Origin of the sequence: Janthinobacterium salmonicoloratum (genome assembly GCF_051380845.1) — a bacterium.
In the GTDB taxonomy this organism is placed as follows: domain Bacteria; phylum Pseudomonadota; class Gammaproteobacteria; order Burkholderiales; family Burkholderiaceae_D; genus Janthinobacterium; species Janthinobacterium lividum_F.
Genome location: NZ_JBNYXV010000002.1, coordinates 713923 through 740251, shown reverse-complemented (window position 1 = coordinate 740251; position 26329 = coordinate 713923). Strand labels below are relative to the sequence as shown.

Genomic DNA, 26329 nt, shown 5'->3' with positions numbered 1-26329 from the left:
GCGGCAGGCGCATCCGTGCCTGCCGCCCCGGCCATGCCGGCGGCGCCTGCCTGCCCATGGAGACCCTATGCAGACTTCCCCCATCCAACGTCCCAGCAGCGCCTTTATCGGCGCCTCCTGGGCAGCATTGCTGATCGGCGCCATCACCTACTTGTCCGGCCTGTGGAACGCCAGCATGGCCCTCAACGAAAAGGGCTATTACTTCACGCTCCTCATGTACGGCCTGTTCGCCGCCGTCTCGCTGCAAAAATCCGTGCGCGACCGCAGCGAAGGCATCGCCGTGACGGGCATGTATTTCGGCCTGTGCTGGATTTCCGTGCTGCTGGCCTTGCTGCTATTGACTGTGGGCCTGTGGAACGCCACCCTGCAAAATAGCGAAAAGGGCTTTTATGCCATGGCATTCCTGCTCAGCCTGTTTGCCGCCGTGGCCGTGCAAAAGAACGTGCGCGACGTGGCGCGCGCAGCGCCGGCCACCTCTGCGGCCACGTCTGCCGAGGCGCCGGGAACTTAAGCACCGGCGGCGTGTCTATCCCTGTATCCATATCGGGAGAGGGCGATGAGCGACCAGCAGAAACGTTTGCAGATGGCGCTGGAAGCGGCGCACATGGCCATCTGGGATTCGCGCATCGTCGCTGGCCAGGTCATCGACGGCACGGTCATCTGGTCGGCCAGGGGCGCGGCCCTGCTGGGCCTCGGGGAGCACCCCGTGACGCATTCCTTCCCCGCCTTTCTCGACTGCGTCCATGCCGCTGACCGCGACAAGGTGATCGGCGTGCTGCAGGACGGCGTGCGCCGGCGCGGCGGCTACGCCCTGCAATACCGCGTCATCTGGCCCGACGGCAGCGAACACTGGCTGGCGGCCAAGGCGCAGGTCTTCATGGATGGTGGAGGCCATCCCGAGCGCACCCTGGGCGTCATCTGGGATGTCACAGAGCACATACTGCGCGAACTCATGATCGCCGAGCGCAAGGAACTGGCCGAAGTCACGCTCAGCTCCATCGCTGACGGCGTCATCACTACCGATCCGCAAGGCAAGACACGCTCCCTGAACCGGGTGGCCGAGCAATTGACGGGCTGGACCAACGACATGGCGCGGGGCCTGGACATCGGCCAGACCATGCCGCTGGCTGACGAACGCACGGGCGAAGCACTCGAGCACGTGGCCATGCGCTGCCTGCAACAGCGCCAGGCCATCGGCATTTCCCCCCGCTCGCAGCTGATCACGCGCGAAGGGCGGCGCATCGCCGTCGAGGAATCGGCTGCGCCCATCTGGTCGTGCGACGGCGACATCCTCGGCGCCGTCGTCGTGTTTCGCGATGTCAGCCACGAGCGCAAGCTGAGCCAACAACTGTCGTGGCAAGCCACACACGACGCCCTGACGGGCCTGATCAACCGGCGCGAATTCGAGCACCTGGTGGCCGGCGCCCTGCACACAGCCAAGCAAGATGGCCACATGCATGCGCTGCTGTACCTGGACCTGGACCAGTTCAAGGTCATCAACGACACCAGCGGCCACGGCGCCGGTGACGTGCTGCTGCAGTTGCTGGCCAAGATGCTGCAGGGGCGAATGCGCGACAGCGACATCCTGGCGCGGCTCGGCGGCGACGAACTGGGCGTGCTGCTGCCTCACTGTCCGCTCGACCACGCGCGCCAGATCGGCGAACAGTTGCGACAGTCCGTACGCGATTTCCGTTTCGCCTGGGATGACCGCAGCTTCGAACTGGGCGTAAGCATCGGCATCGTGGAAATCAACCAGGACAGCAAGTCCATGAGCGAGTTGCTGAGCGCCGCCGACCAGGCTTGCTACATGGCCAAGGACCAGGGCCGCAACCGCCTGCACGTGTACCAGGAGTCCGACGTCATGCTGGCGCAGCGGCATGGCGAAATGCTGTGGATTTCACGCCTGAACGAAGCCTTCGAACACGATTATTTCCGCCTGTACACCATGCCCATCGTGCACCTGCACGGCAGCCCGGAACACCACGAAGAGGTGCTGATCCGCATCCGCAACAGCAAGGGCGACTTGATACTGCCCGGCGCCTTCATTCCCGCCGCCGAACGCTACGACATGATGCTGTCCATCGACCGCTGGGTCATCCACGCCGTGTGCGCGCATATCCAGAGCGTGCGCGACAGCCAGTCGCCTTTGGCCGCGCTGGCCGAAAGCCTGCGCCGCGCACCGGCCCTGTACTCCGTCAATCTGTCGGGCATGTCACTGGCCGACACGGGCCTGCACGACTACATCACTGAGCAGTTCGTGCAGTTCGCCATTGCGCCCGAGCAAATCTGCTTTGAAATCACGGAAACGGCCCTGATCGCCAACCTGCCCAAGGCGCAAGTATTCATGCGCCAGCTCAAGGCCCTGGGCTGCCGCTTCTCGCTCGACGACTTCGGCAGCGGCTTTTCCTCGTTCGGCTACCTGAAGGCGCTGCCCGTCGACTACCTGAAAATCGACGGCGTCTTCGTGCGCGACATCACCACCAATGCCATCAACCGCGCCATGGTCAAGGCCATCAATGAAGTGGGCCACGTGATGGGCTTGAAAACGGTGGCGGAATACGTGGAAAACGCGGAAATCCTGTCCGTCATCCGCGAACTGGGCATCGATTACGCGCAAGGCTACGCCGTGGGCAACCTGCGCCCGCTGACGGTGGGCATCGATTAGCCGCCGCCGGCAACCAGTAACTTTAAAACAATGCTGCATTGATATCCCTAAATGCGTGCAAGCACGACCAATCTGGAGGATTTTGATCTACATCAATAAATTTGCGCAGGCGACTCCTTACACTGATCTCCATTCTTGCAATCGTGCAAGTCTTACTCACCAATTAGCTCTTTAACTGATCAGGAAGCCGCGACCATGCGCCAAAATTTGCCAGTGACTAACCGTGAAGTCCTCGTCTTGGACGATCAGGCCATCGTGTCGAAAACGGATATGAACGGCAATATCGTGTATGTGAACCCGTACTTCAGTCAGGTCAGCGGCTTCAGCGAGGCAGAGCTGCTCGGTTCGCCCCAAAACATCGTGCGCCACCCGGACATGCCGGCCGAAGCGTTTGCCGACCTGTGGGCTTCGATCCAGGCCGGCACGCCGTGGACGGGCCTGGTGAAAAACCGCTGCAAGAACGGCGACTTTTACTGGGTGCGCGCCAACGTCACGCCCATCCGCGAAGCGGGCAAGACCATCGGCTACATGTCGGTGCGCGTAAAAGCCGACAAAGACCAGGTCAAGGCGGCCGAAGAAGCGTACGCGGCCATCCGCAACAAGGAAGGCGGCAACATCGTCATCAAGAACGGACAGATCGTGCGCCCGGGCCTGGCGCATTTGCTGCACAAGCTGACGCACATGTCGCTCAACCTGCGCATCTGGGCCGCCACTTCCATCGTCAACTGTTTGCAACTGCTGGTGTGCGTCATCAGCCTGTTTGCCAGCGGCGGCAAGATCACCAATTACGCCATCTTCGGCGCCACCCTGTTCGGCTTCCTGATCAACGTTTTCCTCTGGTACACCTTGCGCATGTCCGTGCTCAAGCCGCTGGGCAAGGCCCTGAACGGTGCGCGGGCGATTGCCGCTGGCGACCTGTCGGGCAGTTTCGAGACGGAAAGCACGGATGAAATGGGGCAATTGCTGCGCGCGCTGCAACAGATGAACAGCAACCTGATCGCTACCATCCGCGACGTGCGCATCAACGTGGAAACCATGGCCGTGGCCACCAAGCAAATCGCCGTCGGCAATATGGACCTCTCGGGCCGCACGGAATCGCAGGCGGCCAGCCTGGAAGAGACGGCCTCGAGCATCGAGGAATTCTCGTCGACGGTGAAACAGAACGCGGACAACTCGGTGCAGGCGAACGAGCTGGCCGTGGCCGCCTCGAAAGTGGCCGTGCAGGGCGGCGAAATCGTGGCCGAAGTGATTACCACCATGGACGAGATCAACACTTCGTCGAAGAAAATCGTCGACATCATCGGCTTGATCGAAGGCATCGCCTTCCAGACCAACATCCTGGCCCTGAACGCGGCCGTGGAAGCGGCGCGGGCTGGCGAGCAGGGCCGGGGCTTCGCCGTGGTGGCGGGCGAAGTGCGCAACCTGGCGCAGCGCTCGTCCGTGGCGGCCAAGGATATCAAGCAACTCATTGAAATTTCCGTCGGCAAGGTGGGCGCCGGCATGCTGCAGGTGAACCGCGCCGGCGCCACCATGGAACAAGTGGTCAGCTCGGTCAAGCAGGTGACGGCCATCATGCAGGAAATTTCCATCGCCTCGCGCGAACAAAGCATCGGCGTCGACCAGGTCAACCAGGCCATCGCCCACATGGACCAGGTGACACAGCAAAACGCGGCCCTGGTGGAAGAAGCCGCCGCGGCCGCCACGCGCCTGGCGGAAGAAGCGGCCAGCCTGTCGCAAGCCGTGAGCCTGTTCAATTTCGGCAAGATGCCGCCACCGCGCCGCGTCGTCATGCCTGGCGGCAAGGGAGGCGCCGCGAACACCGGCAAACCCGCCGCTCTGAAACGCCTGGCCGCCTAACACCTTTCAAGACCTTACACACATCATGCCTACACTACTCAGCAGTGCTTCCGCCGACCTGGACGCCGTCGTCGAATTCGACCCGGTCATCATCGGCAAGATGAGCCAGTCCGGCCCCCGCTATACGTCCTATCCGACCGCCGACCGTTTCAATGCCGACTTTGGCTACGGCAACTTCCTCGAAGCGCTGGCCGCGCTGCGCATGCGCGGCGGCCGCCGTCCGCTGTCGCTGTACGTGCACGTACCGTTCTGCGACACCCTGTGCTACTACTGCGCCTGCAACAAGATCATCACGAAAGACCGCAGCAAGGCCGCCACCTATCTCAGCTATCTGAAACAGGAAATCGCCATGCAGGGCAAGCTGTTTGCCGGCATGAACCAGATCGAGCAGCTGCATTTCGGCGGCGGCACGCCGACCTACCTGAGCGAAAAGCAGATGGACGAGCTGATGGCGCACCTGCGCCAGCATTTCGAGTTTGCTTCCGATGAAGACGGCGAATATTCGATCGAGATCGACCCGCGCACCGTGTCGCGCGAGCGCGTGTTTTCCCTGCGCGCGCAAGGTTTCAACCGCATCAGCCTGGGCGTGCAGGATTTCGACGCCGACGTGCAAAAAGCCGTCAACCGCATCCAGCCGGAAGCGGAAACGGTAGCCATCATGCAAGCGGCGCGCGACGCCGGTTTCCGCTCGATCAGCATCGACCTGATCTACGGCTTGCCGAAGCAAAGCCTGGACACCATGACGGAAACCTTGCGCAAGGTGATTTCCGCCAGCCCCGACCGCATCGCCCTGTACCACTACGCGCACATGCCGCATTTGTTCAAGCCGCAGCGCCGCATCCTCGACGCCGACATGCCCGACAGCGCCACCAAGCTGGCCATGCTGGGCCTGTGCATCGCGCGCCTGACGGCCGCCGGTTATGTGTACATCGGCATGGACCATTTCGCCAAGCCGACGGACGACCTGGCCGTGGCGCAGCGGCAAGGCCGCTTGCACCGCAACTTCCAGGGATATTCGACGCGTGCGGAAGCGGACCTGATCGCCTGCGGCGTGTCGGCCATCAGCTCGGTGGGCGCCGTCTACAGTCAGAATGAAAAGACGCTCGATGCCTACTACGAAAAGCTCGACGAAGGCGTGCTGCCGATCGCGCGCGGCATCAAACTCGATACCGATGATTTGTTGCGCCGTATCATCATCCAGATGCTGATGTGCAATTTCGAATTGTCGATCGCCACCATCGAGCAAGCGCACCCCGTCAAATTCCGCAGCTATTTCGCCGCCGAGCTGGAAAAGCTGCGCGAACTGGCGCGTGACGGCTTGCTCGTCATCGAGGAAGACTGGCTGACGGTGACGCCGAAAGGGCGCTTGCTGATCCGCAATATCTGCATGGTCTTCGACCGCTACCTGACGCAGGCCCGCGCCAACGCGGCGCCGGATGCGGTGCAGCCGCTGCGCTACTCGAAAACGGTGTAGCGCCGCGCGATGAATGCCCTGAGCCTCTTGCCGCTGTTCATGGTCGGCCTGGCCGGCAGCGTGCACTGCATCGGCATGTGCGGCGGCATCGTCGGCGCCCTGTCGCTCAGCGGCGGCGCACCGGCGGCGCCTGTCCGCCCGGTCATTTCCATCGCCGTGGCGCGCCCCGCACCGCACACCAACGTGCTGCGCGTCCTGGCGTATAACGGCGGGCGCATCGTCAGCTACATGCTGGCTGGCGCCTTGGCCGGCAGCCTGGCGGGCGCCGGCATGCTGCACCTGGCGTCCCTGCAAGTGGCCGGCTACTGGCTGGCCAATCTGATGCTCGTCGCGCTGGGCCTGTACCTGATGGATGCCTGGCGCGGCCTGGCCCACCTGGAAGCGGCCGGCAATATCGTCTGGCGCCGCGTGCGCCCCCTGTTGAAACCGTTGATGCCGATGGACACGCCATTCAAGGCGCTGGCCGTGGGCGGCCTGTGGGGCTGGGTGCCGTGCGGCATGGTCTACAGCGCCTTGCTGACGGCCATGATGCAAGGCTCGGCCCTGAACGGCGCGGCCGCCATGGCCGCCTTCGGCCTGGGCACCCTGCCCACCCTGCTGGGCATGGGCTTGCTGGGCACGCGGCTGCGCGCGCAGATGCAGCGCCGTCCCGTGCGCATCGCCAGCGGCTTGCTGGTGCTGAGCTTTGGCTTGCTGGGCCTGCTGCGCGCCGCGAATGGCGTCTCGCTGGGCTGGCTCGACGCCCTGTGCGTCACGGGCCATCCATGAAAAGACGCATGAAACCAAACCTATGAATGCTGTTTTAAAACCCTCCGCCTGCTTCCATTGCGGCTTGCCCGTCCCCGTTGGCTCCAGCTGGACCGTCACTATCGACGAGGTGGCGCGCGCCATGTGCTGCCCCGGCTGCGAAGCGGTGGCGCAAACCATCGTCGACATCGGCCAGAGCGCGTATTACCGCGACCGCGACGAATATGCCGTCAACGCTGCCGACGCCACCATGGTGCCGCCCGAGCTGCGCCTGTACAGCAATGACGACGCGCAATTCGCGCGCGACGCCAGCAGCTGCGAAGCGACCCTGTCCGTCGAAGGCATCCGCTGCGCCGCCTGCGTCTGGCTGATCGAGCGCCAGCTGACGCGCCTGCCAGGCGTGCAGGCGGCCAGCCTGAACGTCGCCACGGAGCGCCTGTACGTACGCTGGAGTCGCGCGCAGTGCGAACCGGGCGACATCCTGCAAGCCGTGCGGCAAATCGGCTACACGGCCTATCCGTATGACGCCGTGCGCCATGGCGAGCGCCTGCAAAAAGCCAGCAAGACCCTGGGCCGCCAGCTGTTCGTGGCCGGCCTGTCGATGATGCAGGTGATGATGTACGTGGCGCCCGCCTACCTGGCCGAGGATGGCACCCTGGACGACAATATGGCCAGCCTGATGCGCTGGGCCAGTTTGCTGCTCACCTTGCCGGCCATCTGCTATTCGGCCATGCCGTTTTTCCAGGGCGCCTGGGCCAGCCTGCGCGCGCGCACCCTGGGCATGGACGTGCCCGTGGCGCTGGGCATCCTGGCTGCCTTCTTCGGCAGCGTGGTGGCGACCTTTACGGGCCGCGGCGAGGTGTATTACGACTCGGCCACGATGTTCATTTTTCTACTGCTGTGCAGCCGCTATTTCGAGCTGCAGGCGCGCCGCAAGGCCGCCTCGGCCCTGGAGCGCTTGCAGCATGCCTTGCCCGCGTCCGCGTCGCTGATGGCGGGCTTCCCGGACAACCGCGCCACCACCCTGGTGCCGGCCGGCAGCCTGGCCGTGGGCGACATCATTTTAGTCAAACCGGGCGAGGCGATCGCCGCCGACAGCGTCATCATCGAGGGCACGAGTGCGCTCGATTTATCGCTGCTGACGGGCGAGAGCGCGGCGCAGCGCAGGAAAACCGGCGAACGGGTGCCGGGCGGCGCCATCAATGCGAGTGCGGCGCTCATCTTGCGCGTGCTCAAGCCGGCGCGCGAAAGCACCTTGTCCGACCTGTTGAAACTGATCGAACGGGCCGGCAGCGGCAAGCCGCAGATCGCGCAGTGGGCCGATAAGGTCGCCGCCTGGTTCGTGCTGGGCCTGCTGCTGTTCGCCGTCGCCGTGTTCGCCTTCTGGAGCTGGCATGACCCGTCGCAGGCTTGGCCCGTGGCTATCGCTGTGCTGGTCGTGTCGTGCCCGTGCGCGCTTTCTCTCGCCACGCCGACGGCGCTGGCGGCCGCCACCGACAGCCTGCTGCGGCGCGGCGTGCTGATCGTCCAGCCGCATGTGCTGGAAACCTTGCACCGCGCCACCCACATCGTCTTCGACAAGACGGGGACCCTGACCCTGGGCCGGCCCGTGCTGCGGCAAATCGAGGGACTCGGCAGCATGACGGAAGACGATTGCCTGCAGGTGGCCGCCGCGCTGGAAGCGGGCAGCGCCCATCCACTGGCGCAGGCGATCCTGGCGGCAGCAGGGGAACCGCCGCAGCCGCGCACGCATGCGGAACAATTGCAGGAAGTGCAGGGGCAGGGCCTGGAGGGCATCGTCGACGGCGTGCGCTACCGCCTGGGCAATGCAGCGTTTGTCGCCGCCATCGCCGGGCCGCCGCTGGGCGACACGGCCGTCGGCATGCAGGGCATGACGCCGCTATACCTGGGCACGCAGGGGCGCTGGCTGACGCGCTTCCTGCTCAGCGACGCGCTGCGTCCGGAAGCGCGCGAGGTAGTCGCGTATTTCCAGCGGCGCGGCAAGCAGGTCGTGCTGCTCAGTGGCGACCAGGAAGCGCTGACGCAAAGCGTGGCGACGGAACTGGGCATCAACACGGCGTGCGGCGAATGCCTGCCCGATGAAAAGCTCGACTTCGTGCAGCAGTTGCAGGCGACGGGCGCCGTAGTGGCGATGGTGGGCGACGGCATCAACGACGCCGCCGTACTGAGCGGTGCCGACGTGTCCTTCGCCATGGGTTCCGGCGCCGCGCTGGCGCAGGCGCATGCGGACACGGTGCTGCTCTCGAGCCAGTTGCGCTCCGTGCTCGACACGGCCAAGACGGCCGCGCGCAGCATGCGCATCATCCGCGAAAACCTGGGCTGGGCAACCCTGTACAATCTGACGGCCATCCCGGCCGCCGCGCTGGGTTTTTTGAACCCCTGGCTGTCCGGCGTCGGCATGGCTGCCAGCTCGGCCGTCGTCATCGCCAACGCCCTGCGCCTGCGGAAAGTCTGAACCATGGAAGCACTGTACCTGCTCATCCCCTTAAGCGTCGTGGTCGTCTTCATTGCCCTGTGGGTGTATTTCACGGCCTCGGACAGCGGCCAGTTCGACGACCTCGTCGGACCGGGCCTGCGCGTGCTGCAGGACGACGATACGCCGGCCAAGCCGGCGCCCGACGAACCGCATCCCTGACCTCAGCAGCCCGGCTGGCGTCCTGCACGCCATGGCCGGCGCCTCACCACAACAAGCCCTGATTGCAGGGATCTTGCATGGCTTTTTTGATCGAAATATCACTTTATTTCGATGCCAGTTCGCTACCCTTATTTCATCCGGGGAATTTTGATCCACATCAAAGTTTTTTCGCCTTCAAACACTTACTCTCTGGCCACCATCATAAATAGTAATTCCAGGGAGAGTCTTTGTGGATCAATCGCTGAACTATAACTACAAGATCGTGAAGCAATTCGCGGTCGCTACTGTGGTATGGGGCATCATCGGCATGCTGGTTGGCGTTATCATCGCCGCTCAGCTAGCCTGGCCTGCCCTGAACCTCGACATACCTTGGCTGACATACGGACGCTTGCGTCCGCTGCACACGAATGCGGTGATTTTCGCCTTCGGCATCTGCGGCCTGTTCGCCACCTCGTACTACGTTGTCCAGCGCACCTGCCAGGTGCGCCTGTTTTCCGACAAGCTGGCTGCTTTCACCTTCTGGGGCTGGCAAGCGGTGATCCTGTGCGCAGTCGTCAGCCTGCCCATGGGCCTGACCCGCGGCAAAGAATACGCGGAACTGGAATGGCCTATCGCCATCCTCATCGCCGTCGTCTGGATCGCCTACGCCATCGTGTTCTTCGGCACCCTGATCAAGCGCAAGGTCAAGCACATCTACGTGGCCAACTGGTTCTTCGGCGCCTACATCCTGGCCGTGACGATTTTGCACGTGGTCAATGGCGCCGTCATGCCAGCCTCGTTCACCAAATCGTATTCCGCCTATGCGGGCGTGCAGGACGCCATGATCCAGTGGTGGTACGGCCATAACGCGGTGGGTTTCATCCTGACCGCCGGCTACCTGGGCATGGTCTACTACTTCATCCCGAAACAGGCCGAGCGCCCCGTGTACTCGTACCGTTTGTCCATCGTCCACTTCTGGGCGCTGATCTTCACCTATATGTGGGCGGGCCCGCATCACCTGCACTACACGGCCTTGCCTGACTGGACGCAATCGATCGGCATGGTCTTCTCGCTGGTCCTGCTGGCACCGAGCTGGGGCGGCATGATCAACGGCATCATGACCCTGTCGGGCGCCTGGCACAAGCTGCGCACCGACCCGATCCTGAAATTCATGATCGTCTCGCTGTCGTTCTACGGCATCGCCACCTTCGAAGGTCCGATGATGTCGATCAAGACCATCAACTCGCTGTCGCACTACACCGACTGGACCGTTGCCCACGTGCATGCGGGCGCCCTGGGCTGGGTGGGCTTCATCACCATGGGTTCGATCTACTACCTGCTGCCGCGCCTGGCGGGACGCACGCAGATGCACAGCACGCGCCTGGTCGACGTGCACTTCTGGGTGGCCACCATCGGCATCGTGCTGTACATCGCCGCCATGTGGATCGCCGGCGTGATGCAGGGCCTGATGTGGCGCGCGGTCAATCCGGACGGCACCCTGACCTACACCTTTGTCGAGAGCGTGAAAGCGACGTATCCGTACTACGTGGTGCGCGTGGCCGGCGGCCTGCTGTACCTGTCGGGTATGTGCATCATGGGCTACAACACCTGGATGACGCTGCGCGGCAGCAAACTCCCCGTCGCCCGCATTCCGGAACTGAACGCGGCGCACGCCTGATAGGAGCGAAAGCAAATGAAATTTTCACACGCATGGATTGAGAGAAACCCCTGGCTGCTGATCGCCCTGGTCACGGTGGTGATCAGCATCGGCGGCGCCGTCGAGATCGTCCCCCTGTTCTTCCAGAAGAGCACGACGGAGCCGGTCGCCGGCCTGAAGCCGTATTCGCCGCTGCGCCTGGCGGGCCGCGACATTTACGTGCGCGAAGGCTGCTACAACTGCCACTCGCAGATGGTGCGTCCGCTGCGCGCGGAAACGGAACGCTATGGCCACTATTCGGTCGCAGGCGAGTTCGTCTACGACCGTCCGTTCCAGTGGGGTTCCAAGCGCACGGGGCCCGACCTGGCCCGCGTGGGCGCCCGCTACAGCGATGAATGGCACCGCACGCACTTGAACGACCCGCGCGACGTAGTGCCCGAGTCGAACATGCCGGCCTACCCCTGGTTGGCGAAGACCAAGCTGGTGCCTGACGAGATCATGCCGAAGATGCGCGCCCTGCAACGCCTGGGCCAGCCGTACAGCGATGAAGAGATCGCCGCCGGCCCCGCGCAGCTGCAGGACAAGACGGAAGAAGACGCCCTGGTCGCCTATCTGCAAGGCCTCGGTACATTAATCAAAACAAGGAATTAGCATGGCAATCGAAAACCTGTTTGACAGCGCCAGCAGCGTCATGACGGTGGTTTCCTTTACGACGTTCGTGGGCATCCTGTGGTGGACGTTCAGCCGCAGCAATAGCGATTTCGACGCGGCGGCACGCCTGCCGTTCGCCGATGACGCATTGGACTATCCGGCCGAGGCCGAGATGAGCGTGGCGAAGGAGCGCAACCATGGCTGATTTTACCAATGGCTTCTGGAATATCTACATCATCGTGCTGTCCCTGCTGGGCATCATCGGCTGCGGCGTGCTGCTGTACTCGCAGTCGAAAATCAAAGTGGTCGAGGGCGCCCCTGCTGACGGCACCACGGGCCACGTCTGGGACGAGGACTTGAAGGAACTCAACACGCCGATGCCGCGCTGGTGGATGTGGCTGTTCTACATCACCATCGTCTTCTCCCTGGCCTACCTGTTCCTGTATCCGGGTCTGGGCAACTATGCCGGCAGCCTGGGCTGGAAATCGACGGGCCAGTACGAGGAAGAGCTGAAGAAGGCGGAAGCCGACTACGGTCCCCTGTTCAACAAGTACCTGAGCCAGGACTTGAAGACGGTGGCCGCCGATCCGCAGGCGCAAGCCATCGGCCAGCGTTTGTTCCTGACCTACTGCGCGCAATGCCACGGTTCGGATGCGCGCGGCAACAAGGGCTTCCCCAACCTGACCGACAAGGACTGGCTGTATGGCGGTGAACCCGACATCATCAAGACCACCATCATGCACGGCCGCAATGGGCAGATGCCACCGATGGGCGCCGCCCTGGGCTCCGAAAAGGATGTCGAGAACGTGGCCCATTATGTGCTGAGCCTGTCCGGTTCGACCTCGGACCCTGTCAAATCCGTGCTGGGCAAGGCCAAGTTTGGCGCCTGCATGGCCTGTCACGGCGCCGATGCGAAGGGCAACCAGATGCTGGGTTCACCGAACCTGACGGACAAGATCTGGCTGTACGGCGGCAGCGCCGATACCATCATGGAAACCGTACGCAAGGGACGCAGCAACACCATGCCGGCCTTCAGCGATTTCCTCGGCGAATCCAAGGTACACGTGCTGTCGGCGTATGTCTGGAGCCTGTCGAATCCCCAGACGCCCGTGAAATGATGTAATGGAACCTCAAGTCATCAAGATGTATGCGGCTCGCGAGCAAATCTACCCTCGCGAGGCCAAAGGACGCTACGCTACCTGGCGATGGGTATGCGTATGGCTTACCCAGCTGGCGTTCTACGGCTTGCCGTGGTTGACCTGGAATGGCAGGCAAGCCCTGCTGTTCGATTTGACCACGCGCAAGTTCTACATTTTCGGCGTCGTGCTGTGGCCCCAGGATTTCATCTATCTGGCGGCCCTGCTGATCATCTGTGCGTATTTGTTGTTCCTCGTCACGGCCATTGCCGGGCGGGTGTGGTGCGGGTTCTCTTGCCCGCAAACGGTATACACGGAAATTTTCCTGTGGGTCGAACGCCGCATCGAGGGCACGCGCAGTGCGCGCATGGCCCTCGACAAGCAGGGCCCCTCCGTGCGCAAGGCGTTCAAGAAGACGGCCAAGCACCTGGTATGGGGCGCCATCGCCCTGTGGACGGGCTTTACCTTTGTCGGCTACTTCACGCCGATCAAGGAACTGGCGCACGCGGTGACCACCCTCAATTTCGGTCCCTGGGAATGGTTCTGGGTCTTGTTCTACAGCTTGGCAACCTACGGCAACGCGGGCTGGCTGCGCGAGCAGGTGTGCAAATACATGTGCCCCTACGCGCGCTTCCAGAGCGCCATGTTCGACCAGGACACCCTGATCATCACCTACGATACCAAGCGCGGCGAACCACGTGGCGCACTGAGCAAGAAGGCCGGCAACAACGACAAGCTGGGCGATTGCATCGACTGTACCCTGTGCGTGCAGGTGTGTCCGACCGGTATCGATATCCGCAACGGCCTGCAGTATGAATGCATCGGCTGCGCCGCTTGCGTCGATGCCTGCAACAGCGTGATGGACAAGGTCGACCGGCCGCGTGGCCTGGTACGCTACAGTACCGACCATGCGATGGAAAACAACTTCAATTCGAAGCAGATCCGCCAGCGCGCCATGCGCCCGCGCGTATTGATCTACACTTCCATCCTGGCCCTGATCATCATCGCCGTGTGTACTTCGCTGGCGCTGCGCACGCCCTTGAAAATGGACGTGATCCGCGACCGCGGTTCGATGGGACGCGAAGTGGAGGACGGCATGATCGAAAACGTCTACCGCTTGCAGATCATGAATACGTCGGAGCAAACCCAGCATTTTAAAATCAGCGCTTCCGGCTTGCCGGGCCTGACCTTGCTGACGCGTGAAGAAGTGACCTTGCAGCCGACGGAAACGCTGGGCTGGCCGATCCGCCTGCGCGTACCGCACGGCGTCGGCGAGAAGGGTTCGAACAAGATTGCGATCGAATTGCACTCGCTGGACGACCCATCGCTGCATGTGCGTGAAAGCGCGGTATTCATCGTACCGCGCTAATGTAGGAAGGCCGGTCCCCGCATGGGGACTGGCTGATTAAACAGGAGAAATATCATGTCCGACAGTCTGAAACTGCAAGCACCCGTTGCACCGTGGTACAAGCATCGCTGGCCATGGCTGCTGATGATCGGCCCCGGCCTGTCCGTGGTCGTCGGCAGCTTCATGGGCTATATCGCGTTTACGCAGCCCGATGCGCTGGTGGTGGGCGATTATTACAAGCAGGGCAAAGCGATCAACCAGGATTTGAAGCGCGACACGATCGCCAGCGACCTGGCGATGGATACGAGCCTGTCGTACGACGTGGCACAGGCGAGCCTCAGTGGTTCCGTGCACAGCTTCGGCAAGGCCTATCAGGCGCCGCTGCAGCTGCACCTGGCGCATGCGACCCTGCCGGAAAAGGATATCAAGCTGCTGGTGCAGCCCGATGCGGCCGGCAATTTTTCCGTAGCGCTGCCGATGCTCGAACGCAGCCGCTGGCAAGTGCTGGTGGAAAACGACAAACGCGAGTGGCGCCTGTCAGGCATCTGGACCTGGCCACTGCAGCGCAGCATCGCGCTGCATGCTGACGCAGAGCTGTAAAGCTTATTTGCAGACGTCAGTACCGGCCGTAATGGCCTTCAATTTGGCCGGCTGCAGGATTTCAATCTCGCGGTTCGACACGCGCAGCCAGCCTTCCTTCTTGAATTTGGACAGCAGACGGCTGACGCTCTCGATGGTCAGGCCCAGATAGTTGCCGATTTCCTCGCGCGACATGCGCAGCTGGAAATTGCTGCCCGAATAGCCGCGTGCCTCGTAGCGCGAGGCCAGGTTGACGATGAAGGCGGCAAAGCGCTGCGTCGCCTGCATATTGCCCAGCAAGAGCATGACGCTTTGCTCGCGCGTGATTTCCTGGCTCATCATGCGGTGAAAATGGCGCAGCAGGGTCGGCATATTGCCCAGCAATTGTTCCAGGCTGGAAAACGGAATTTCACATACTTCGCTGTCTTCCAGCGCCACCGCATTACAGTGGTGGCGGTCTGCGCTGATGGCGTCCATGCCCAGCAATTCACCGGCCATCTGGAAACCCGTCACCTGCTCTTCGCCGCCAGGATTGATCTGGTACGTCTTGAAGTGCCCCAGGCGAATCGCATACAGGTTCTGGAACGAGTCGCCGATGCGAAACAGCGAGGCGCCGCGCGCGACCTTGCGGCGGCGGCCGATGATCTGGTCCAGCCTGTCCATGTCGCCCACATCGAGGCCCATCGGCAGGCACAATTGATGCATGCTGCAGGTCGAGCATCGCGCTCGCAACGCTTCCACGTTCACTGTGGGCAAGGTTGGAGTGAGTAGCGCTTCAGTCATGTCATTACCTTTTATAAAATGCAATAACAAGTTTACTGCATACAGGGTTGCCGTGTGCCAATTTCACCGTAATTTCGGCGAATAAACGACGTCCAGCCTTTAATTATATGGCAACATCGTCAAAAGCCCATACGGGGCGGGCAATTTATGCGGTGGCGCTTGCCAAGCTGAGGCATTGATAGGAAAATTCCCGTCAGCATTATCTGCCGCCTGTGCCGCCCGGTACTGAAAAGGAAATCATGAAGCCTCTCGGCATTAAAGCAAAAGTCGCGCTGGCCACCAGCCTGACCTCGATCGCCATGATCGCGCTGGTCACCATGATCCAGTTGCAGCACATGCGCGACGACTTCACCCGAGTGCTGTTGAGCCAGCAGTCATCCCTGATCAGCCGCACCGCTGCCGAGCTCGACGACAAGCTGGGCATGCTGCTGCAGATCGTCACCCTGACGGCCAGGCAGCAGCCGCCGGAACTGATCGCCCAGCCCACCCAATTGCGCGCATACTATGCGCGCCGCTCGATGCTGGTGCTGTTCGATGACGTGCTGGTGCTCGATGCGCATGGCGCCATCGTGGCCGACATGCCGGAAGTGGCGGGGCGCGCCGGCATCAACGTCGCCGAGCGCGAGTATTTCCAGACCGTCTTGCGCACGCGCCAGCCCATGATCACCGAACCGATGCTGGGCAAGTCGAGCGGCATGCCCATCGTGCAGATGGTCGCGCCCGTGCTGGCCGCCGATGGCCAGGTGGCCGGGGTCGTGATCGGCGTGCTGCGCCTGTACAAGGACAACTTGCTGGGCCGCCTGCGCTCGGAAAAGATCGGCAAGAGCGGCTATTACTTCATTCTCACGCGCGGCGCCGTGCCGCGCTATGTGCTGCACCCCGATACCAGCCGTTTGCTGCAGCCGCGCAAGCCGAACGCCAACCTGACGACCACCCAGTTGCTGAAGGAAGATGGCGAAGGCAGCATGGTCAGCACCAACAGCCGCGGCATCACGGCCGTCAACAGCTTCAAGCGCCTGAAATCGGTGAACTGGCTGCTGGCCGCCTCGCTGCCCATCGACGATGCCTTCGAACCCTTCGATGGCGTGCTGTCCCGGCTGGTGCTGTGGAGCATCCTCGCTTCGCTGCTGGCCGCGGCCGTACTGGGCTGGGTCACCGTGCGCCTGCTGTCGCCGCTGGTGCGCTTGCGCGATACCCTGCTGGCCCTGCGTACCAGCGGCAGCCGTTTCACCCCCGTGCCGGTGCGGCAGCGCGACGAGATCGGCGAACTGACGGAAGCGTTCAACGGCCTGATGAGCGAACGCGACCGTCTGCAGCAGGAACTCGAAGTACGCGCGGCGGAGCTGGAACAGGAGCGCGACCGGGCCGAGGCGGCCAACCGCGCGAAGAGCGATTTCGTGGCCAACATGAGCCATGAAATCCGCACGCCCCTCAATGCCGTGCTGGGCATGGTGTATTTGCTGGGCAATACCAGGCTCGACACGGAACAACGCAAGTATCTGACCATGGTCAGAGTGGCAGGCCAGTCGCTGCTGGGCATCCTCAACGACGTGCTCGACTATTCAAAGATCGAGGCGCGCCGCATGGAATTGTCGCCCGTCGAATTCGACCTCGACGAAGTCATGAATACCCTGGCCACGACGATGACGATGAATGCGGGCGAAAAGGAGCTGGAACTGGCCATCGCCGTCGAGCCCGACGTGCCGCGGCGCCTCGTGGGTGACGCCCAGCGCCTGCAGCAAATTCTCGTCAATCTGGCCGGCAACGCCATCAAGTTCACCGAGAGCGGCGAAGTGGTGGTGGCCGTCAGCCTGGCCGAGAGCGAAAACGGACGCGCCTGGCTGCGCTTCGAAGTGCGCGACACGGGCATCGGCATGACGGAACTGCAGCAACAGCAGCTGTTTTCCGCGTTTTCGCAGGGCGACCAGAGCATCACGCGGCGCTTTGGCGGCACGGGCCTGGGCCTGGCCATCAGCAAGCAGCTGATCCACATGATGGGCGGCGACATCGCCGTCGCCAGCAGCGAAGGCAAGGGCAGCCGCTTCTGGTTCAGCGTGCCCTTCGACATGCTGGCGCAGCCGGCCGAAACGCGGCGCATGCCGGCCTTGGGCCAGCTGCGCCTGCTGGTGGCCGACGATAACCGCACCACGCGCGAATTGATCGTCAAGCTGATCGAAGCGTGGGGCTGGCTGGCCGACGAAGTGGACTCCGGCTTTGCCGCCATCGAACTGTACCGCGAACGCCTGGCACAGCAGCAACCGTACGACGTGGTGCTGGCCGACTGGCACATGCCCGTCATGGACGGCCTGGCGACGGCCAAGGCCATCCGCCAGGCTGCCAGCGGCCAGCGCCAGCCCATCGTGGTGATGGTCAACGCCTTCGCCCGCAACCACCTGGAGGAAATCTCCAGCGCGGCCGAGGCGGACGTCGTGCTGATGAAGCCGATCACGGGCTCCAGCCTGTTCGATGCCCTGCACCAGGCGCTGATCGCCAAGAACGACGGCGGCGAGCAGCGCATGCTGCACCAGCCGCTGGGCACGGAACTGGCCGGCGTGCATTTCCTGCTGGTGGAAGACAATCATTTGAACCAGGCCGTGGCGCGCGGCATTCTCGAACACATGGGCGCCACCCTGGACGTGGTGGGCGACGGCTTGCAAGCCGTGGAACGTCTGCGCACGGAAGCGCTGCGCTACGATATCGTGCTGATGGACATGCAGATGCCCGTCATGGACGGCTTCAGCGCCACTCACATCATCCGCACGGAATTGCGCTTGACCCTGCCCGTGATCGCCATGACGGCCGGCGTGCTGGCGTCCGAGCGCGAGCGCTGCATGACGGCCGGCATCAGCGATTTCATCGCCAAGCCCGTGGTGGTGGAAGAGATGATGGAAGTCATCCTGCGCCACCTGCCCAAGCGCCCGCAAGTGCAGACGGCCGAGCCGCCGCCCGTCGCCGACGAGGAAGTGTTTTCCATGGCGCCGCTGATGCGCGTGATGGGACGCGATGCGAAGGGGCGCGGAGTGCTGCGGCGCATGGTGGAAGACGCGCTGAACAAGGACATGACGCCCGTGCGCGACGCCGAAACAGCGTTGCAGGCAGGCCGCCACAGCGATGTGGCGCGCATCCTGCACGGCGTGCGCGGCTCCGTGGGCACCCTGGGCACGAAACGCCTGATCCGCGCCGCGTTTGCCACCGAGGAAGCCATCGACGCGGGCCGCCTGGACGAGGTGCCGGCGCTGCTGGCGCAGACGGCGCAGGAACTGGAGCAGGCGCTGGCGGCCGCGGCGGATTGGTTGTCGCGGTTGAAGGATTAATTTAGGCGGGCACGCCCAGGATCACGCTAGACGCCTTGAATATTGCCGTTACCTTGCTGCCGAGCTCGATGCCCAGGTCCGTGCTGCTCTGGTTCGTGATGATGGCGGCGATCGTGCCGCCGCGTGGCAAATCCAGCACCACTTCCGTGTTGACGGCGCCCGTCTGCACCCGCGTCACAAGCCCGGCCAGCTGGTTGCGCGCGGAAAAGCGCGCGCCTGCGCTGTCGGCCACGAGGATGATGGACGAGGCCTTGATCAGTGCGAACGCTTCAGCGCCCGGCACCAGGCCCAGGCTTGCGCTGCTGCCCTGCGTGACGATGGCGACGATGTGCTGGCCACCGGGCAATTCCAGCGTGACTTCGTCGTTGACGGCGCCCTGTTTCAGTTCGGCCACCTTGCCCAGGAATTGATTGCGTGCCGTGGTTTTCATGGCCATTCTCCGTATGAGTAAAAGATCGTCGGCGATGCCTTCCGCCTGGCTGCCCAGCTGGCGCAGATAGCGCGCATGCTCACGCTCGATGATACGGAAATTGTCGACCAGCTGGCGCCCCCGTTGCGTCAGCCGCGTGCCGCCGCCGCCCTTGCCGCCCGTCAGACGCTCGACCAGCGGTTCGCCGGCCAGGTTGTTCATGGCGTCGATGGCGTCCCAGGCCGCCTTGTAGCTCATCTTCACAAGCTTTGCCGCCTGCGTGATGGAGCCACACTCGGCGATGGCGCCCAGCAATTCCACCCGGCCGGCGCCGCCCAGATGCTCGCCGCCCACCGTCATCCATACCGAACCTTGCAGGCCGATTTCCGCCGCCGCTGATTTATCCAATGCGTTCACCCAATGCCATGTGTTCTTCCCTGTTATCGATCTGTCCGTCGCGCAAGTACAGCACATGCTCGCCCAGGATGCGCGCATCTTCCGGATCGTGTGTGATCAGGATCATGGGCACGTCCAGGCGCTGCTGCCACTGGCTCAGTTCCAAACGCATTTTGACACGCAGGGCCGGATCGAGGGCGGCAAACGGCTCGTCGAGCAGCAACGCGGCCGGCTCGGCCACGAGCGCCCTCGCCAGCGCCACCCTTTGGCGCTGGCCACCGGACAACTCGTCGGGAAACTGGTGCGCCAGTTCCTGCAAGTGAAACGCGTCTAGCCAATGCTCGACCTTCTGCAATTTTTCGCGCGCGCGCGGATTGAACCAGCCGCGGCTCAAGCCAAAGCCCACGTTCTGGCGCACCGTCAGGTGCGGGAACAGGGCGTAATCCTGGAACAGATAGGCCACGTTGCGTTGTTGCGGCGGCAAATTGATGCCGGCGGCCGAATCGAACAAGGTGCGCCCGTTCAGGCGGATATGGCCCGCGTCAGGCGTGAAGAGTCCGGCAATGGCTTTCAGGGTCATGCTCTTGCCTGCACCGGACGGGCCATACATGGCGATGCGCTGACTGCTTGAGGTGCATTGCACGTACATGTCGAAGCGGCGTTTGCCGGAGCGCAAGGTGGCGCGAAGGTCGAGGTCGAGTTGCATAGGCGTCATCATCAGCGTCATTTGTGAACGATGCGCCCGGGCGCCAACCGGCCAGCCGACAGCAGCACCACGATGCAGACAAAGGAGGTAATCAGCACCAGCGTATTGGCCACGTCGTCCTGACCCGCCTGCACGGCTTCATACACGGCCACCGACAGGGTTTGCGTCTTGCCGGGAATGCTGCCGGCCACCATCAGGGTGGCGCCAAATTCACCTAGCGCGCGCACAAAACCCAGCAGCACGCCGGCCAGGATGCCGCGCCAGGCCAGCGGCAATGTCACGCGGAAAAAGATCGCCATTTCCGAGATGCCCAGCACGCGGGCCGCCTGCTCCAGCTGGCCATCGACCGCCTCGAAGGCGGCGCGCGCCGGCTTGAAGACGAGGGGAAAGGCGACCACGGTGGAAGCGATCACGGCGCCCTGCCAGGTAAAAATGAGGTTGATGCCGAAGTTGTCCTGCAGCCAGATGCCCAGTGTACCGCGCCGGCCCAGCAGCACCAGCAGGTAATAGCCGAGCACGGTGGGCGGCATCACCATCGGCAGGGTCAGGAGGGCGTCGAGCAGCTCGCGCCCGGGAAAACGCGTGCGCGCCAGCAGATAGCCCGTGCCGATGCCGAGCAACAAGTTGAGCGCCGTGGCCCACGCCGCCACTTTGAGCGACAGGGCCAGCGCGGTCCAGGCAATATCCATGCGGGCGCGTACCTAAAGTTATGGCTTCTTGAAACCGTACTTGGCGAGGATGGCTTGCGCCGGCGCCGTCTGCAGGTAGCTGACGAAGCGCTTCGCTTCGGCCGCATTGCTGCTGCCCTTGATGGTGGCGATCGGGTACAGCACGGGCGCATCCAGCGGCACATCCAGCACCACGTTCACCTTGTCTTTCATGATGGCCGCGTCGGTGGCGTAGACAAAACCCGCATCGACTTCGCCGCGCGCCACATAGTCGAGCGACTGGCGCACGTTCTGCGTGCCGATGGCCTTGGTCTGCACGGCTTCCCACAGCTTCGCCTTCTTCAGCGCGCCTTCGGAATAACGGCCGACGGGCACGCTGGCCGGATTGGCGATGGCCACGCGGGTCACGTCCTTGTGCGTCAGGTCGCTCAAGCTCTTGATGCCCAGCTTGCTATCGTGCGGCACGATCAGCACCAGGCTGTTGCCGACGAAGTCCATGCGCTCGGCCGGCAAGACGAGGCCCTGCTTTTGCGCCGCATCCATGGTTTCCTGGTCGGCCGAGGCAAACACGTCCACGGGCGCGCCCTTGACGATCTGTTGCAGCAGCACGCCCGAGGCGGCGAAGTTCAGCGACACCTTGCTGCCCGGATACTGCGCCTCGTAGCTTTGCGCCGCATCCTTGAACGCATTCGTCAGGCTGGCCGCGGCCGACACCACCACTTCGCCGGCAACGGCGGAGGTGGCGGCAGTAGCCAGCAGAGCGGTGCCAAGCAGGCGGGCGAGGGAGGTGAGGCGCATGATCGTATCCTTGTAAGTGAACGGTGACAAGGACCGTAATATACACTTATATATAGCGTTCTGCCATCGCACAGGTCAAGCCTGCACAAGGTGGAATCCCTGATATACTGTATATAAACACAGTATATCGAGGTGAGCCATGGAATTGACGGACAAGCTGGAAATCCTGGCCGATGCGGCCAAGTACGACGCTTCCTGCGCCAGCAGCGGTGCACCCAAGCGCGATTCCATCGGCAAGGATGGCTTTGGCGCCACCTCCGGCATGGGTATCTGCCACAGCTACACGCCGGACGGGCGCTGCGTCTCGCTGCTGAAAGTCCTGCTGACCAATTACTGCCTGTACGACTGCCAGTACTGCGTCAACCGCCGCAGCTCGAACGTGCCGCGCGCGCGCTTTACGGTGGCCGAGGTGGTCAAGCTGACGGCCGATTTTTACCTGCGCAACTACATCGACGGCCTCTTCCTCAGTTCCGGCATCATCCAGTCGGCCGACTATACGATGGAACAGCTGGTGCAAGTGGCGCGCGAGTTGCGCGAGGTGCACCAGTTCCGCGGCTATATCCATTTGAAAACTATCCCCGACGCCGATCCCGCTTTGGTCGCGCAGGCGGGCCGCTATGCCGACCGGCTCAGCGTCAATATCGAACTACCGACGCAAGACAGCGTGCAAAAGCTGGCGCCGGAAAAAAGCGTGCATACGATCAAACTGGCGATGGGCGCCATCCGCCGCAAGCTCGATGAGAAAGCGGAAGAACCGCGCTCGCCGCGTTTCGCGCCGGCCGGGCAAAGCACGCAGATGATCGTCGGCGCTGACGCCAGCGACGACCAGCAAATTCTCTCCACAGCCGAGACCTTGTATGGCAGCTATAAACTCAAGCGCGTGTACTACTCGGCCTTCAGCCCGATCCCCGACAGCCCGAAAAGCGTGCCGCTGGCACCGCCACCGATGCTGCGCGAACACCGGCTGTATCAGGCCGATTTCCTGCTGCGCAGCTATGGTTTCCAGGCCAGCGAATTACTGCCGGCCACGGGCGGCAACCTGGCGCTGGACATCGATCCGAAACTGGCCTGGGCACTGGCGCACCGCGAACATTTTCCGCTGGACTTGAACCGCGCGGCGCAGCACATGATCGCCCGCGTGCCCGGCATCGGCTTGCGTAACGCGCAGCGCATCGTCGACCTGCGCCAGCTGCGGCAAGTGCGTTACGCCGACTTGTCGCGCCTGCGCTGCAGCATGAAGAAAATTGCGCCGTTCATCATCACGGCCGACTACTTTCCCGTGCGCGACACCACCGCCTCCGAACAGCTGCGACGCGCCATGACGGAAGCGCCGCAGCAGATGAGTTTGTGGCCGGAGCTGCAGGCGGCATGAAAAAGGTAAATGAGCGAGTCGTCCGGCTGGCGCAGTCGTTCGACGAGTGGCGCGCGGCCGCACGCGAACTGATCGCGCGCGGCGTGCCACCTGCCGACGTTGCCTGGCAGTCGCAACCCGGTGAGGGCGACCTGTTTTCCTCCACGCCAGATGCAACGGATACCAGCGCGCCACCGCTGCGCCTGCCGCGCCAACTGGTAGAGTTGCTGGAAAGCGCCGCCTGTTTCAGCGCCCCGGATCGCTGGGCCTTCCTGTACCAGGTGCTGTGGCGCTGGCAACTGGGCCAGCACGACGTGATATCGCCTGCCGATACGGACGGCGCGCGCCTGCACGCCATGGCCAAGGCCGTACGCCGAGAAGAGCACGACATGCACGCCTATGTGCGCTTCCGCGAACGCAGCGAAGCCGAGGGTGCGCCCCGCTTCGTCGCCTGGTTCGAGCCCACGCACGAGGTGCTGCCGCAGGTGGCGCGCCACTTCGCCCGCCGCATGGGCACCATCAGCTGGATGATCGCCACGCCCACCGCCACCATGCTGTGGGATGGCAAGACCTTGCATGCGGGTCCGGCCCTGATGCGCGGCGCGGCCGACATCGATGATGCCGGCGAAGCGCTATGGCTGACCTACTACCGCAGCATCTTCAATCCCGCGCGCGTGAATGCCGGCCTGCTGCACAGCCATATCCCCTCGCGCTTCTGGAAAAACCTGCCCGAAGGCGCCATCGTGCCCGCCATGCTCAGCGGCGCCGCCAACGGCGAGCGCCGCACGGGCCAGACGGCCAGCGTAGGCCAGCGCAGCGGCGCCAGCATGATCCCGATTGCCGCCGAGCGCGCCCAACCCGCGCGCGAACGGCCCACCACCCTGGACCAGTGCCGTCGCTGCGAACTATGGAAAAGCGCCACGCAGGCCGTGCCCGGCGTAGGGCCCGAACAGGCGCGCATCATGCTCGTCGGCGAGCAGCCGGGCGACCAGGAAGACCTGGCGGGCTTGCCGTTCGTCGGCCCGGCCGGCGCGCTGCTGGACCAGGCGATGCAGGAAGCGGGCATGGCGCGCGACAGCATCTATCTGACCAACGCCGTCAAGCATTTCAAGTGGGAACCGCGCGGCAAGCGCCGCCTGCACAAGACACCCGCGCAGCGTGAAATCCTCGCCTGCCATGGCTGGCTGGAAGACGAGATCGATCGTGTCAAACCACAGGTGATCGTCGCGCTGGGCAGCACGGCGTTAAAGTCCGTGCTGCAAGATGGCTCAGCCACCATGACGCCGCTGATCGGCACGCCCATCGAGCACGACGGGCGCTGGGTGGTGACCGTATATCACCCGTCGTATGTGCTGCGCGCGCCGGACGAGGCGAGCCGGCGGCAGGCGTATGCGGTGATTGTCGACGGCTTGTACCAGGCGATGCGACTACTACAAGGCCAGGATCACAGCGTCGACGCTGGCACTTCCTCGCCCTCATCACGGCGCGCATAACGCTGCGCAATCACGGCGCAGATCATCAGCTGAATCTGGTGGAACAGCATCAGCGGCAAAATCACCATGCCCAGCGAACGGGTGGAAAACAGCACCTTGGCCATGGGCACGCCGCTGGCCAGGCTTTTCTTCGAGGCGCAAAAGACGATGGCGATTTCATCTTCCTTGTTGAAACCCAGGCGGCGGCTGACAAAAGTCGAAATGCCCAGCACCAGCGCCAGCAGCAGCAGGCTGATCAAGCCCAGGGCGACCAGGGTTTCCACCGAGATCGTATGCCACAGGCCTTCGCTGACGGCTTCGCTGAAGGCCGTGTAGACCACCAGCAAGATCGACCCCTGGTCGACGTATTTCAAGGTGGCTTTATGGCGGTCGACCCAGCGGCCGATCCAGCGGCGCAGGAACTGGCCGGCCAGGAATGGCAGCAGCAACTGCATGACGATGGAGAGTACGGCGTCGACCGACGACTTGCTTTCCGCACCCTTGGCTACCAGCAAGCCCACCAGGATGGGGGCGAGGAAAATGCCGATGAAATTCGAGGCCGAGGCGCTGCAGATGGCGGCCGGCACGTTGCCGCGCGCCATGGCGGTCATGGCAATTGAGGATTGCACGGTCGAGGGCAGGGCGCACAGGAACAAAATGCCCATGTACAGGTCGGGCGTCAGAAACGTCAGCGCCAGCGGGCGCAGGGCCAGGCCCAGCAGCGGAAACAGGACAAAGGTGCTGGCCAGCACCAGCAAGTGCAAGCGCCAGTGCATGGCGCCCGCCACCACGGCTTCGCGCGACAGCTTGGCGCCATGCAGGAAGAACAGGGCGCCGATGGCCACTGTGGTGATGTTGCCGAAGACCACGGCCGTCTGGCCCGTGCAGGGCAGGAATGTGGCCAGCGCCACGGTAACGAGCAGGGCGAGGGTGAAATTATCGGGTTTCAGATTGCGCAACAGGGCAGCGGGAGAGAAAGAAGACATGCGGTAGCCTGGTAGCGGCGCAGCCTTGCAACACTGTGCCGGGGATGACAAACAGCGCCGGGAGCGGCGCCAGTGCTGGCTATTCTAACCGCATTGCCCAGCTCCTTGCCTGGCGGCATGGGTATTGTTGCCCGGAAAAAACCGTGCGGACAAAAAAAATGCCCTGTCCGCAGACAGGGCAACCCGGAGTAAAGTACAGCGCGAGGCGTTACCGCGCGGGAATTAACCGGCGGCTTTGACTTTCAGCTCGTTCTTGATTTCTTTCACGCCGCTCACGGAGGCGACGATCTGCACAACGCGGTCACCCGCTTCGGCGCTCGGTACGTCGCCCGACAGGACGACCACACCTTGCTGGGTTGCGACCTTGACTGGCAGGGCAGCGGCTTGCGCATCGGCGCTCAGGGCGGCCTTGGCCGAAGAAGTGATGGTTTCATCAGGGACGGCAGCGGCGGCGTTGGCGGCCACGACGGTCTTAGCAGGAGCTTGTGCTTTTGGTGCGGAGTCAGCTGCATGCGAAGCGGTGATCGAGGCGCCCGACAGTACGATAGTGGCGACCAGGGTATTGAACAGTTTCGATGTTTGCATGGTAGTTCCTCTCAATGAAGTTAAAAGCTTCTTACTTGGATAAAGCAACACGTTGAAGCGTTACATCTACCCATACAGCAAGCACCGTGCCAGCTTTTAAATTACATTTAAA

The 26329-nt window shown here is 63.2% G+C and carries 23 protein-coding genes; 16 read left to right on the top strand and 7 right to left on the bottom strand.

From position 1 onward, the window contains the following. Positions 1-67: 67 nt before the first annotated feature. The 13 genes from yiaA (at position 68) to ACQ4WY_RS16440 (ending at position 14770) form a co-directional block, all read left to right on the top strand. A complete protein-coding gene (gene yiaA, locus ACQ4WY_RS16500; protein ID WP_436504953.1) occupies positions 68-511 on the top strand; it encodes an inner membrane protein YiaA in 444 nt (147 codons plus the stop codon). Positions 512-556: 45 nt separating this feature from the next. Continuing rightward, positions 557-2665 carry an EAL domain-containing protein gene (locus ACQ4WY_RS16495; protein WP_436504952.1) on the top strand — a complete coding sequence of 703 codons (2109 nt, stop codon included), beginning with the start codon at positions 557-559 and terminating at the stop codon, positions 2663-2665. Between the two features lie 195 nt (positions 2666-2860). Further along, complete coding sequence (locus ACQ4WY_RS16490; protein ID WP_353659456.1) at positions 2861-4522, top strand: methyl-accepting chemotaxis protein; 1662 nt, start codon at positions 2861-2863, stop codon at positions 4520-4522. 25 nt (positions 4523-4547) lie between these two features. Then, positions 4548-5996: an oxygen-independent coproporphyrinogen III oxidase gene (gene hemN / locus ACQ4WY_RS16485; protein WP_436504951.1), complete on the top strand. Its 1449-nt coding sequence runs from the start codon at positions 4548-4550 to the stop codon at positions 5994-5996. Positions 5997-6005: 9 nt separating this feature from the next. Continuing rightward, positions 6006-6764 (top strand): sulfite exporter TauE/SafE family protein, encoded by a 759-nt coding sequence (locus tag ACQ4WY_RS16480; protein WP_436504950.1) that lies wholly within the window; start codon positions 6006-6008, stop codon positions 6762-6764. A gap of 22 nt (positions 6765-6786) precedes the next feature. Beyond that, positions 6787-9219 carry a heavy metal translocating P-type ATPase gene (locus ACQ4WY_RS16475; protein ID WP_436504949.1) on the top strand — a complete coding sequence of 811 codons (2433 nt, stop codon included), beginning with the start codon at positions 6787-6789 and terminating at the stop codon, positions 9217-9219. 3 nt (positions 9220-9222) lie between these two features. After that, entirely contained in the window at positions 9223-9399 is a 177-nt protein-coding gene (gene ccoS / locus ACQ4WY_RS16470; protein ID WP_353659453.1) for a cbb3-type cytochrome oxidase assembly protein CcoS, read from the top strand. A 229-nt stretch (positions 9400-9628) separates the two neighbouring features. Beyond that, positions 9629-11056: a cytochrome-c oxidase, cbb3-type subunit I gene (gene ccoN / locus ACQ4WY_RS16465; protein WP_046681775.1), complete on the top strand. Its 1428-nt coding sequence runs from the start codon at positions 9629-9631 to the stop codon at positions 11054-11056. A gap of 15 nt (positions 11057-11071) precedes the next feature. Beyond that, a complete protein-coding gene (gene ccoO, locus ACQ4WY_RS16460; RefSeq protein ID WP_436504948.1) occupies positions 11072-11686 on the top strand; it encodes a cytochrome-c oxidase, cbb3-type subunit II in 615 nt (204 codons plus the stop codon). A gap of 1 nt (position 11687) precedes the next feature. Beyond that, positions 11688-11891, top strand: coding sequence for a cbb3-type cytochrome oxidase subunit 3 (locus tag ACQ4WY_RS16455; RefSeq protein ID WP_353659451.1), 204 nt, complete (start codon positions 11688-11690; stop codon positions 11889-11891). Then, positions 11884-12804 (top strand): cytochrome-c oxidase, cbb3-type subunit III, encoded by a 921-nt coding sequence (ccoP, locus tag ACQ4WY_RS16450; protein WP_436504947.1) that lies wholly within the window; start codon positions 11884-11886, stop codon positions 12802-12804. Before ACQ4WY_RS16455 ends, ccoP begins: the two co-directional genes overlap by 8 nt. Positions 12805-12808: 4 nt before the next feature. Then, positions 12809-14191 carry a cytochrome c oxidase accessory protein CcoG gene (ccoG, locus tag ACQ4WY_RS16445; RefSeq protein ID WP_353659449.1) on the top strand — a complete coding sequence of 461 codons (1383 nt, stop codon included), beginning with the start codon at positions 12809-12811 and terminating at the stop codon, positions 14189-14191. Between the two features lie 54 nt (positions 14192-14245). Next, entirely contained in the window at positions 14246-14770 is a 525-nt protein-coding gene (locus ACQ4WY_RS16440) for a FixH family protein (RefSeq protein WP_436504946.1), read from the top strand. 3 nt (positions 14771-14773) lie between these two features. Here the strand turns inward: ACQ4WY_RS16440 and fnr are convergent, their stop codons facing one another. Then, positions 14774-15532, bottom strand: a complete 759-nt coding sequence (gene fnr, locus ACQ4WY_RS16435; RefSeq protein WP_353659447.1) for a fumarate/nitrate reduction transcriptional regulator Fnr — start codon at positions 15530-15532, stop codon at positions 14774-14776. A gap of 239 nt (positions 15533-15771) precedes the next feature. On the opposite strand from fnr, the gene ACQ4WY_RS16430 reads away from it, so the two are divergent. Next, the gene (locus ACQ4WY_RS16430; RefSeq protein ID WP_436504945.1) at positions 15772-18846 is read left to right on the top strand and encodes a response regulator; all 3075 of its coding nucleotides are present in this window, start codon (positions 15772-15774) and stop codon (positions 18844-18846) included. 1 nt (position 18847) lies between these two features. Here the strand turns inward: ACQ4WY_RS16430 and ACQ4WY_RS16425 are convergent, their stop codons facing one another. The 4 genes from ACQ4WY_RS16425 to modA are packed head-to-tail and all read right to left on the bottom strand — an operon-like array spanning position 18848 to position 21823. Continuing rightward, the gene (locus ACQ4WY_RS16425) at positions 18848-19615 is read right to left on the bottom strand and encodes a TOBE domain-containing protein (protein WP_436505002.1); all 768 of its coding nucleotides are present in this window, start codon (positions 19613-19615) and stop codon (positions 18848-18850) included. A gap of 40 nt (positions 19616-19655) precedes the next feature. Then, positions 19656-20366: a sulfate/molybdate ABC transporter ATP-binding protein gene (locus ACQ4WY_RS16420; RefSeq protein ID WP_436505001.1), complete on the bottom strand. Its 711-nt coding sequence runs from the start codon at positions 20364-20366 to the stop codon at positions 19656-19658. 8 nt (positions 20367-20374) lie between these two features. Further along, positions 20375-21046: a molybdate ABC transporter permease subunit gene (gene modB, locus ACQ4WY_RS16415; protein WP_436504944.1), complete on the bottom strand. Its 672-nt coding sequence runs from the start codon at positions 21044-21046 to the stop codon at positions 20375-20377. A gap of 18 nt (positions 21047-21064) precedes the next feature. Beyond that, positions 21065-21823 carry a molybdate ABC transporter substrate-binding protein gene (modA, locus tag ACQ4WY_RS16410; RefSeq protein ID WP_436504943.1) on the bottom strand — a complete coding sequence of 253 codons (759 nt, stop codon included), beginning with the start codon at positions 21821-21823 and terminating at the stop codon, positions 21065-21067. Between the two features lie 139 nt (positions 21824-21962). Here modA and ACQ4WY_RS16405 point away from each other — a divergent pair, with 139 nt between their 5' ends. Beyond that, a complete protein-coding gene (locus tag ACQ4WY_RS16405) occupies positions 21963-23195 on the top strand; it encodes a putative DNA modification/repair radical SAM protein (RefSeq protein ID WP_436504942.1) in 1233 nt (410 codons plus the stop codon). Next, positions 23192-24667, top strand: coding sequence for a UdgX family uracil-DNA binding protein (locus ACQ4WY_RS16400; protein WP_436504941.1), 1476 nt, complete (start codon positions 23192-23194; stop codon positions 24665-24667). Before ACQ4WY_RS16405 ends, ACQ4WY_RS16400 begins: the two co-directional genes overlap by 4 nt. Here the strand turns inward: ACQ4WY_RS16400 and ACQ4WY_RS16395 are convergent. Together ACQ4WY_RS16395 and ACQ4WY_RS16390 are read right to left on the bottom strand one after the other, a co-directional pair. Beyond that, on the bottom strand, positions 24619-25632 hold the full coding sequence (locus tag ACQ4WY_RS16395) for a bile acid:sodium symporter family protein (protein ID WP_436504940.1): 1014 nt from the start codon (positions 25630-25632) through the stop codon (positions 24619-24621). The genes ACQ4WY_RS16400 and ACQ4WY_RS16395 overlap by 49 nt on opposite strands. A 222-nt stretch (positions 25633-25854) precedes the next feature. After that, positions 25855-26217, bottom strand: coding sequence for a BON domain-containing protein (locus tag ACQ4WY_RS16390; protein WP_353659442.1), 363 nt, complete (start codon positions 26215-26217; stop codon positions 25855-25857). Positions 26218-26329: the final 112 nt, after the last annotated feature.

Coding starts and splice junctions, on each gene's coding strand:
- yiaA (WP_436504953.1), top strand. CDS start 68: ATGCAGACTTCCCCCATCCAACGTCCCAGCAGCGCCTTTATCGGCGCC.
- ACQ4WY_RS16495 (WP_436504952.1), top strand. CDS start 557: ATGAGCGACCAGCAGAAACGTTTGCAGATGGCGCTGGAAGCGGCGCAC.
- ACQ4WY_RS16490 (WP_353659456.1), top strand. CDS start 2,861: ATGCGCCAAAATTTGCCAGTGACTAACCGTGAAGTCCTCGTCTTGGAC.
- hemN (WP_436504951.1), top strand. CDS start 4,548: ATGCCTACACTACTCAGCAGTGCTTCCGCCGACCTGGACGCCGTCGTC.
- ACQ4WY_RS16480 (WP_436504950.1), top strand. CDS start 6,006: ATGAATGCCCTGAGCCTCTTGCCGCTGTTCATGGTCGGCCTGGCCGGC.
- ACQ4WY_RS16475 (WP_436504949.1), top strand. CDS start 6,787: ATGAATGCTGTTTTAAAACCCTCCGCCTGCTTCCATTGCGGCTTGCCC.
- ccoS (WP_353659453.1), top strand. CDS start 9,223: ATGGAAGCACTGTACCTGCTCATCCCCTTAAGCGTCGTGGTCGTCTTC.
- ccoO (WP_436504948.1), top strand. CDS start 11,072: ATGAAATTTTCACACGCATGGATTGAGAGAAACCCCTGGCTGCTGATC.
- ACQ4WY_RS16455 (WP_353659451.1), top strand. CDS start 11,688: ATGGCAATCGAAAACCTGTTTGACAGCGCCAGCAGCGTCATGACGGTG.
- ccoP (WP_436504947.1), top strand. CDS start 11,884: ATGGCTGATTTTACCAATGGCTTCTGGAATATCTACATCATCGTGCTG.
- ccoG (WP_353659449.1), top strand. CDS start 12,809: ATGGAACCTCAAGTCATCAAGATGTATGCGGCTCGCGAGCAAATCTAC.
- ACQ4WY_RS16440 (WP_436504946.1), top strand. CDS start 14,246: ATGTCCGACAGTCTGAAACTGCAAGCACCCGTTGCACCGTGGTACAAG.
- fnr (WP_353659447.1), bottom strand. CDS start 15,532: ATGACTGAAGCGCTACTCACTCCAACCTTGCCCACAGTGAACGTGGAA.
- ACQ4WY_RS16430 (WP_436504945.1), top strand. CDS start 15,772: ATGAAGCCTCTCGGCATTAAAGCAAAAGTCGCGCTGGCCACCAGCCTG.
- ACQ4WY_RS16425 (WP_436505002.1), bottom strand. CDS start 19,615: ATGACGGTGGGCGGCGAGCATCTGGGCGGCGCCGGCCGGGTGGAATTG.
- ACQ4WY_RS16420 (WP_436505001.1), bottom strand. CDS start 20,366: ATGACGCCTATGCAACTCGACCTCGACCTTCGCGCCACCTTGCGCTCC.
- modB (WP_436504944.1), bottom strand. CDS start 21,046: ATGGATATTGCCTGGACCGCGCTGGCCCTGTCGCTCAAAGTGGCGGCG.
- modA (WP_436504943.1), bottom strand. CDS start 21,823: ATGCGCCTCACCTCCCTCGCCCGCCTGCTTGGCACCGCTCTGCTGGCT.
- ACQ4WY_RS16405 (WP_436504942.1), top strand. CDS start 21,963: ATGGAATTGACGGACAAGCTGGAAATCCTGGCCGATGCGGCCAAGTAC.
- ACQ4WY_RS16400 (WP_436504941.1), top strand. CDS start 23,192: ATGAAAAAGGTAAATGAGCGAGTCGTCCGGCTGGCGCAGTCGTTCGAC.
- ACQ4WY_RS16395 (WP_436504940.1), bottom strand. CDS start 25,632: ATGTCTTCTTTCTCTCCCGCTGCCCTGTTGCGCAATCTGAAACCCGAT.
- ACQ4WY_RS16390 (WP_353659442.1), bottom strand. CDS start 26,217: ATGCAAACATCGAAACTGTTCAATACCCTGGTCGCCACTATCGTACTG.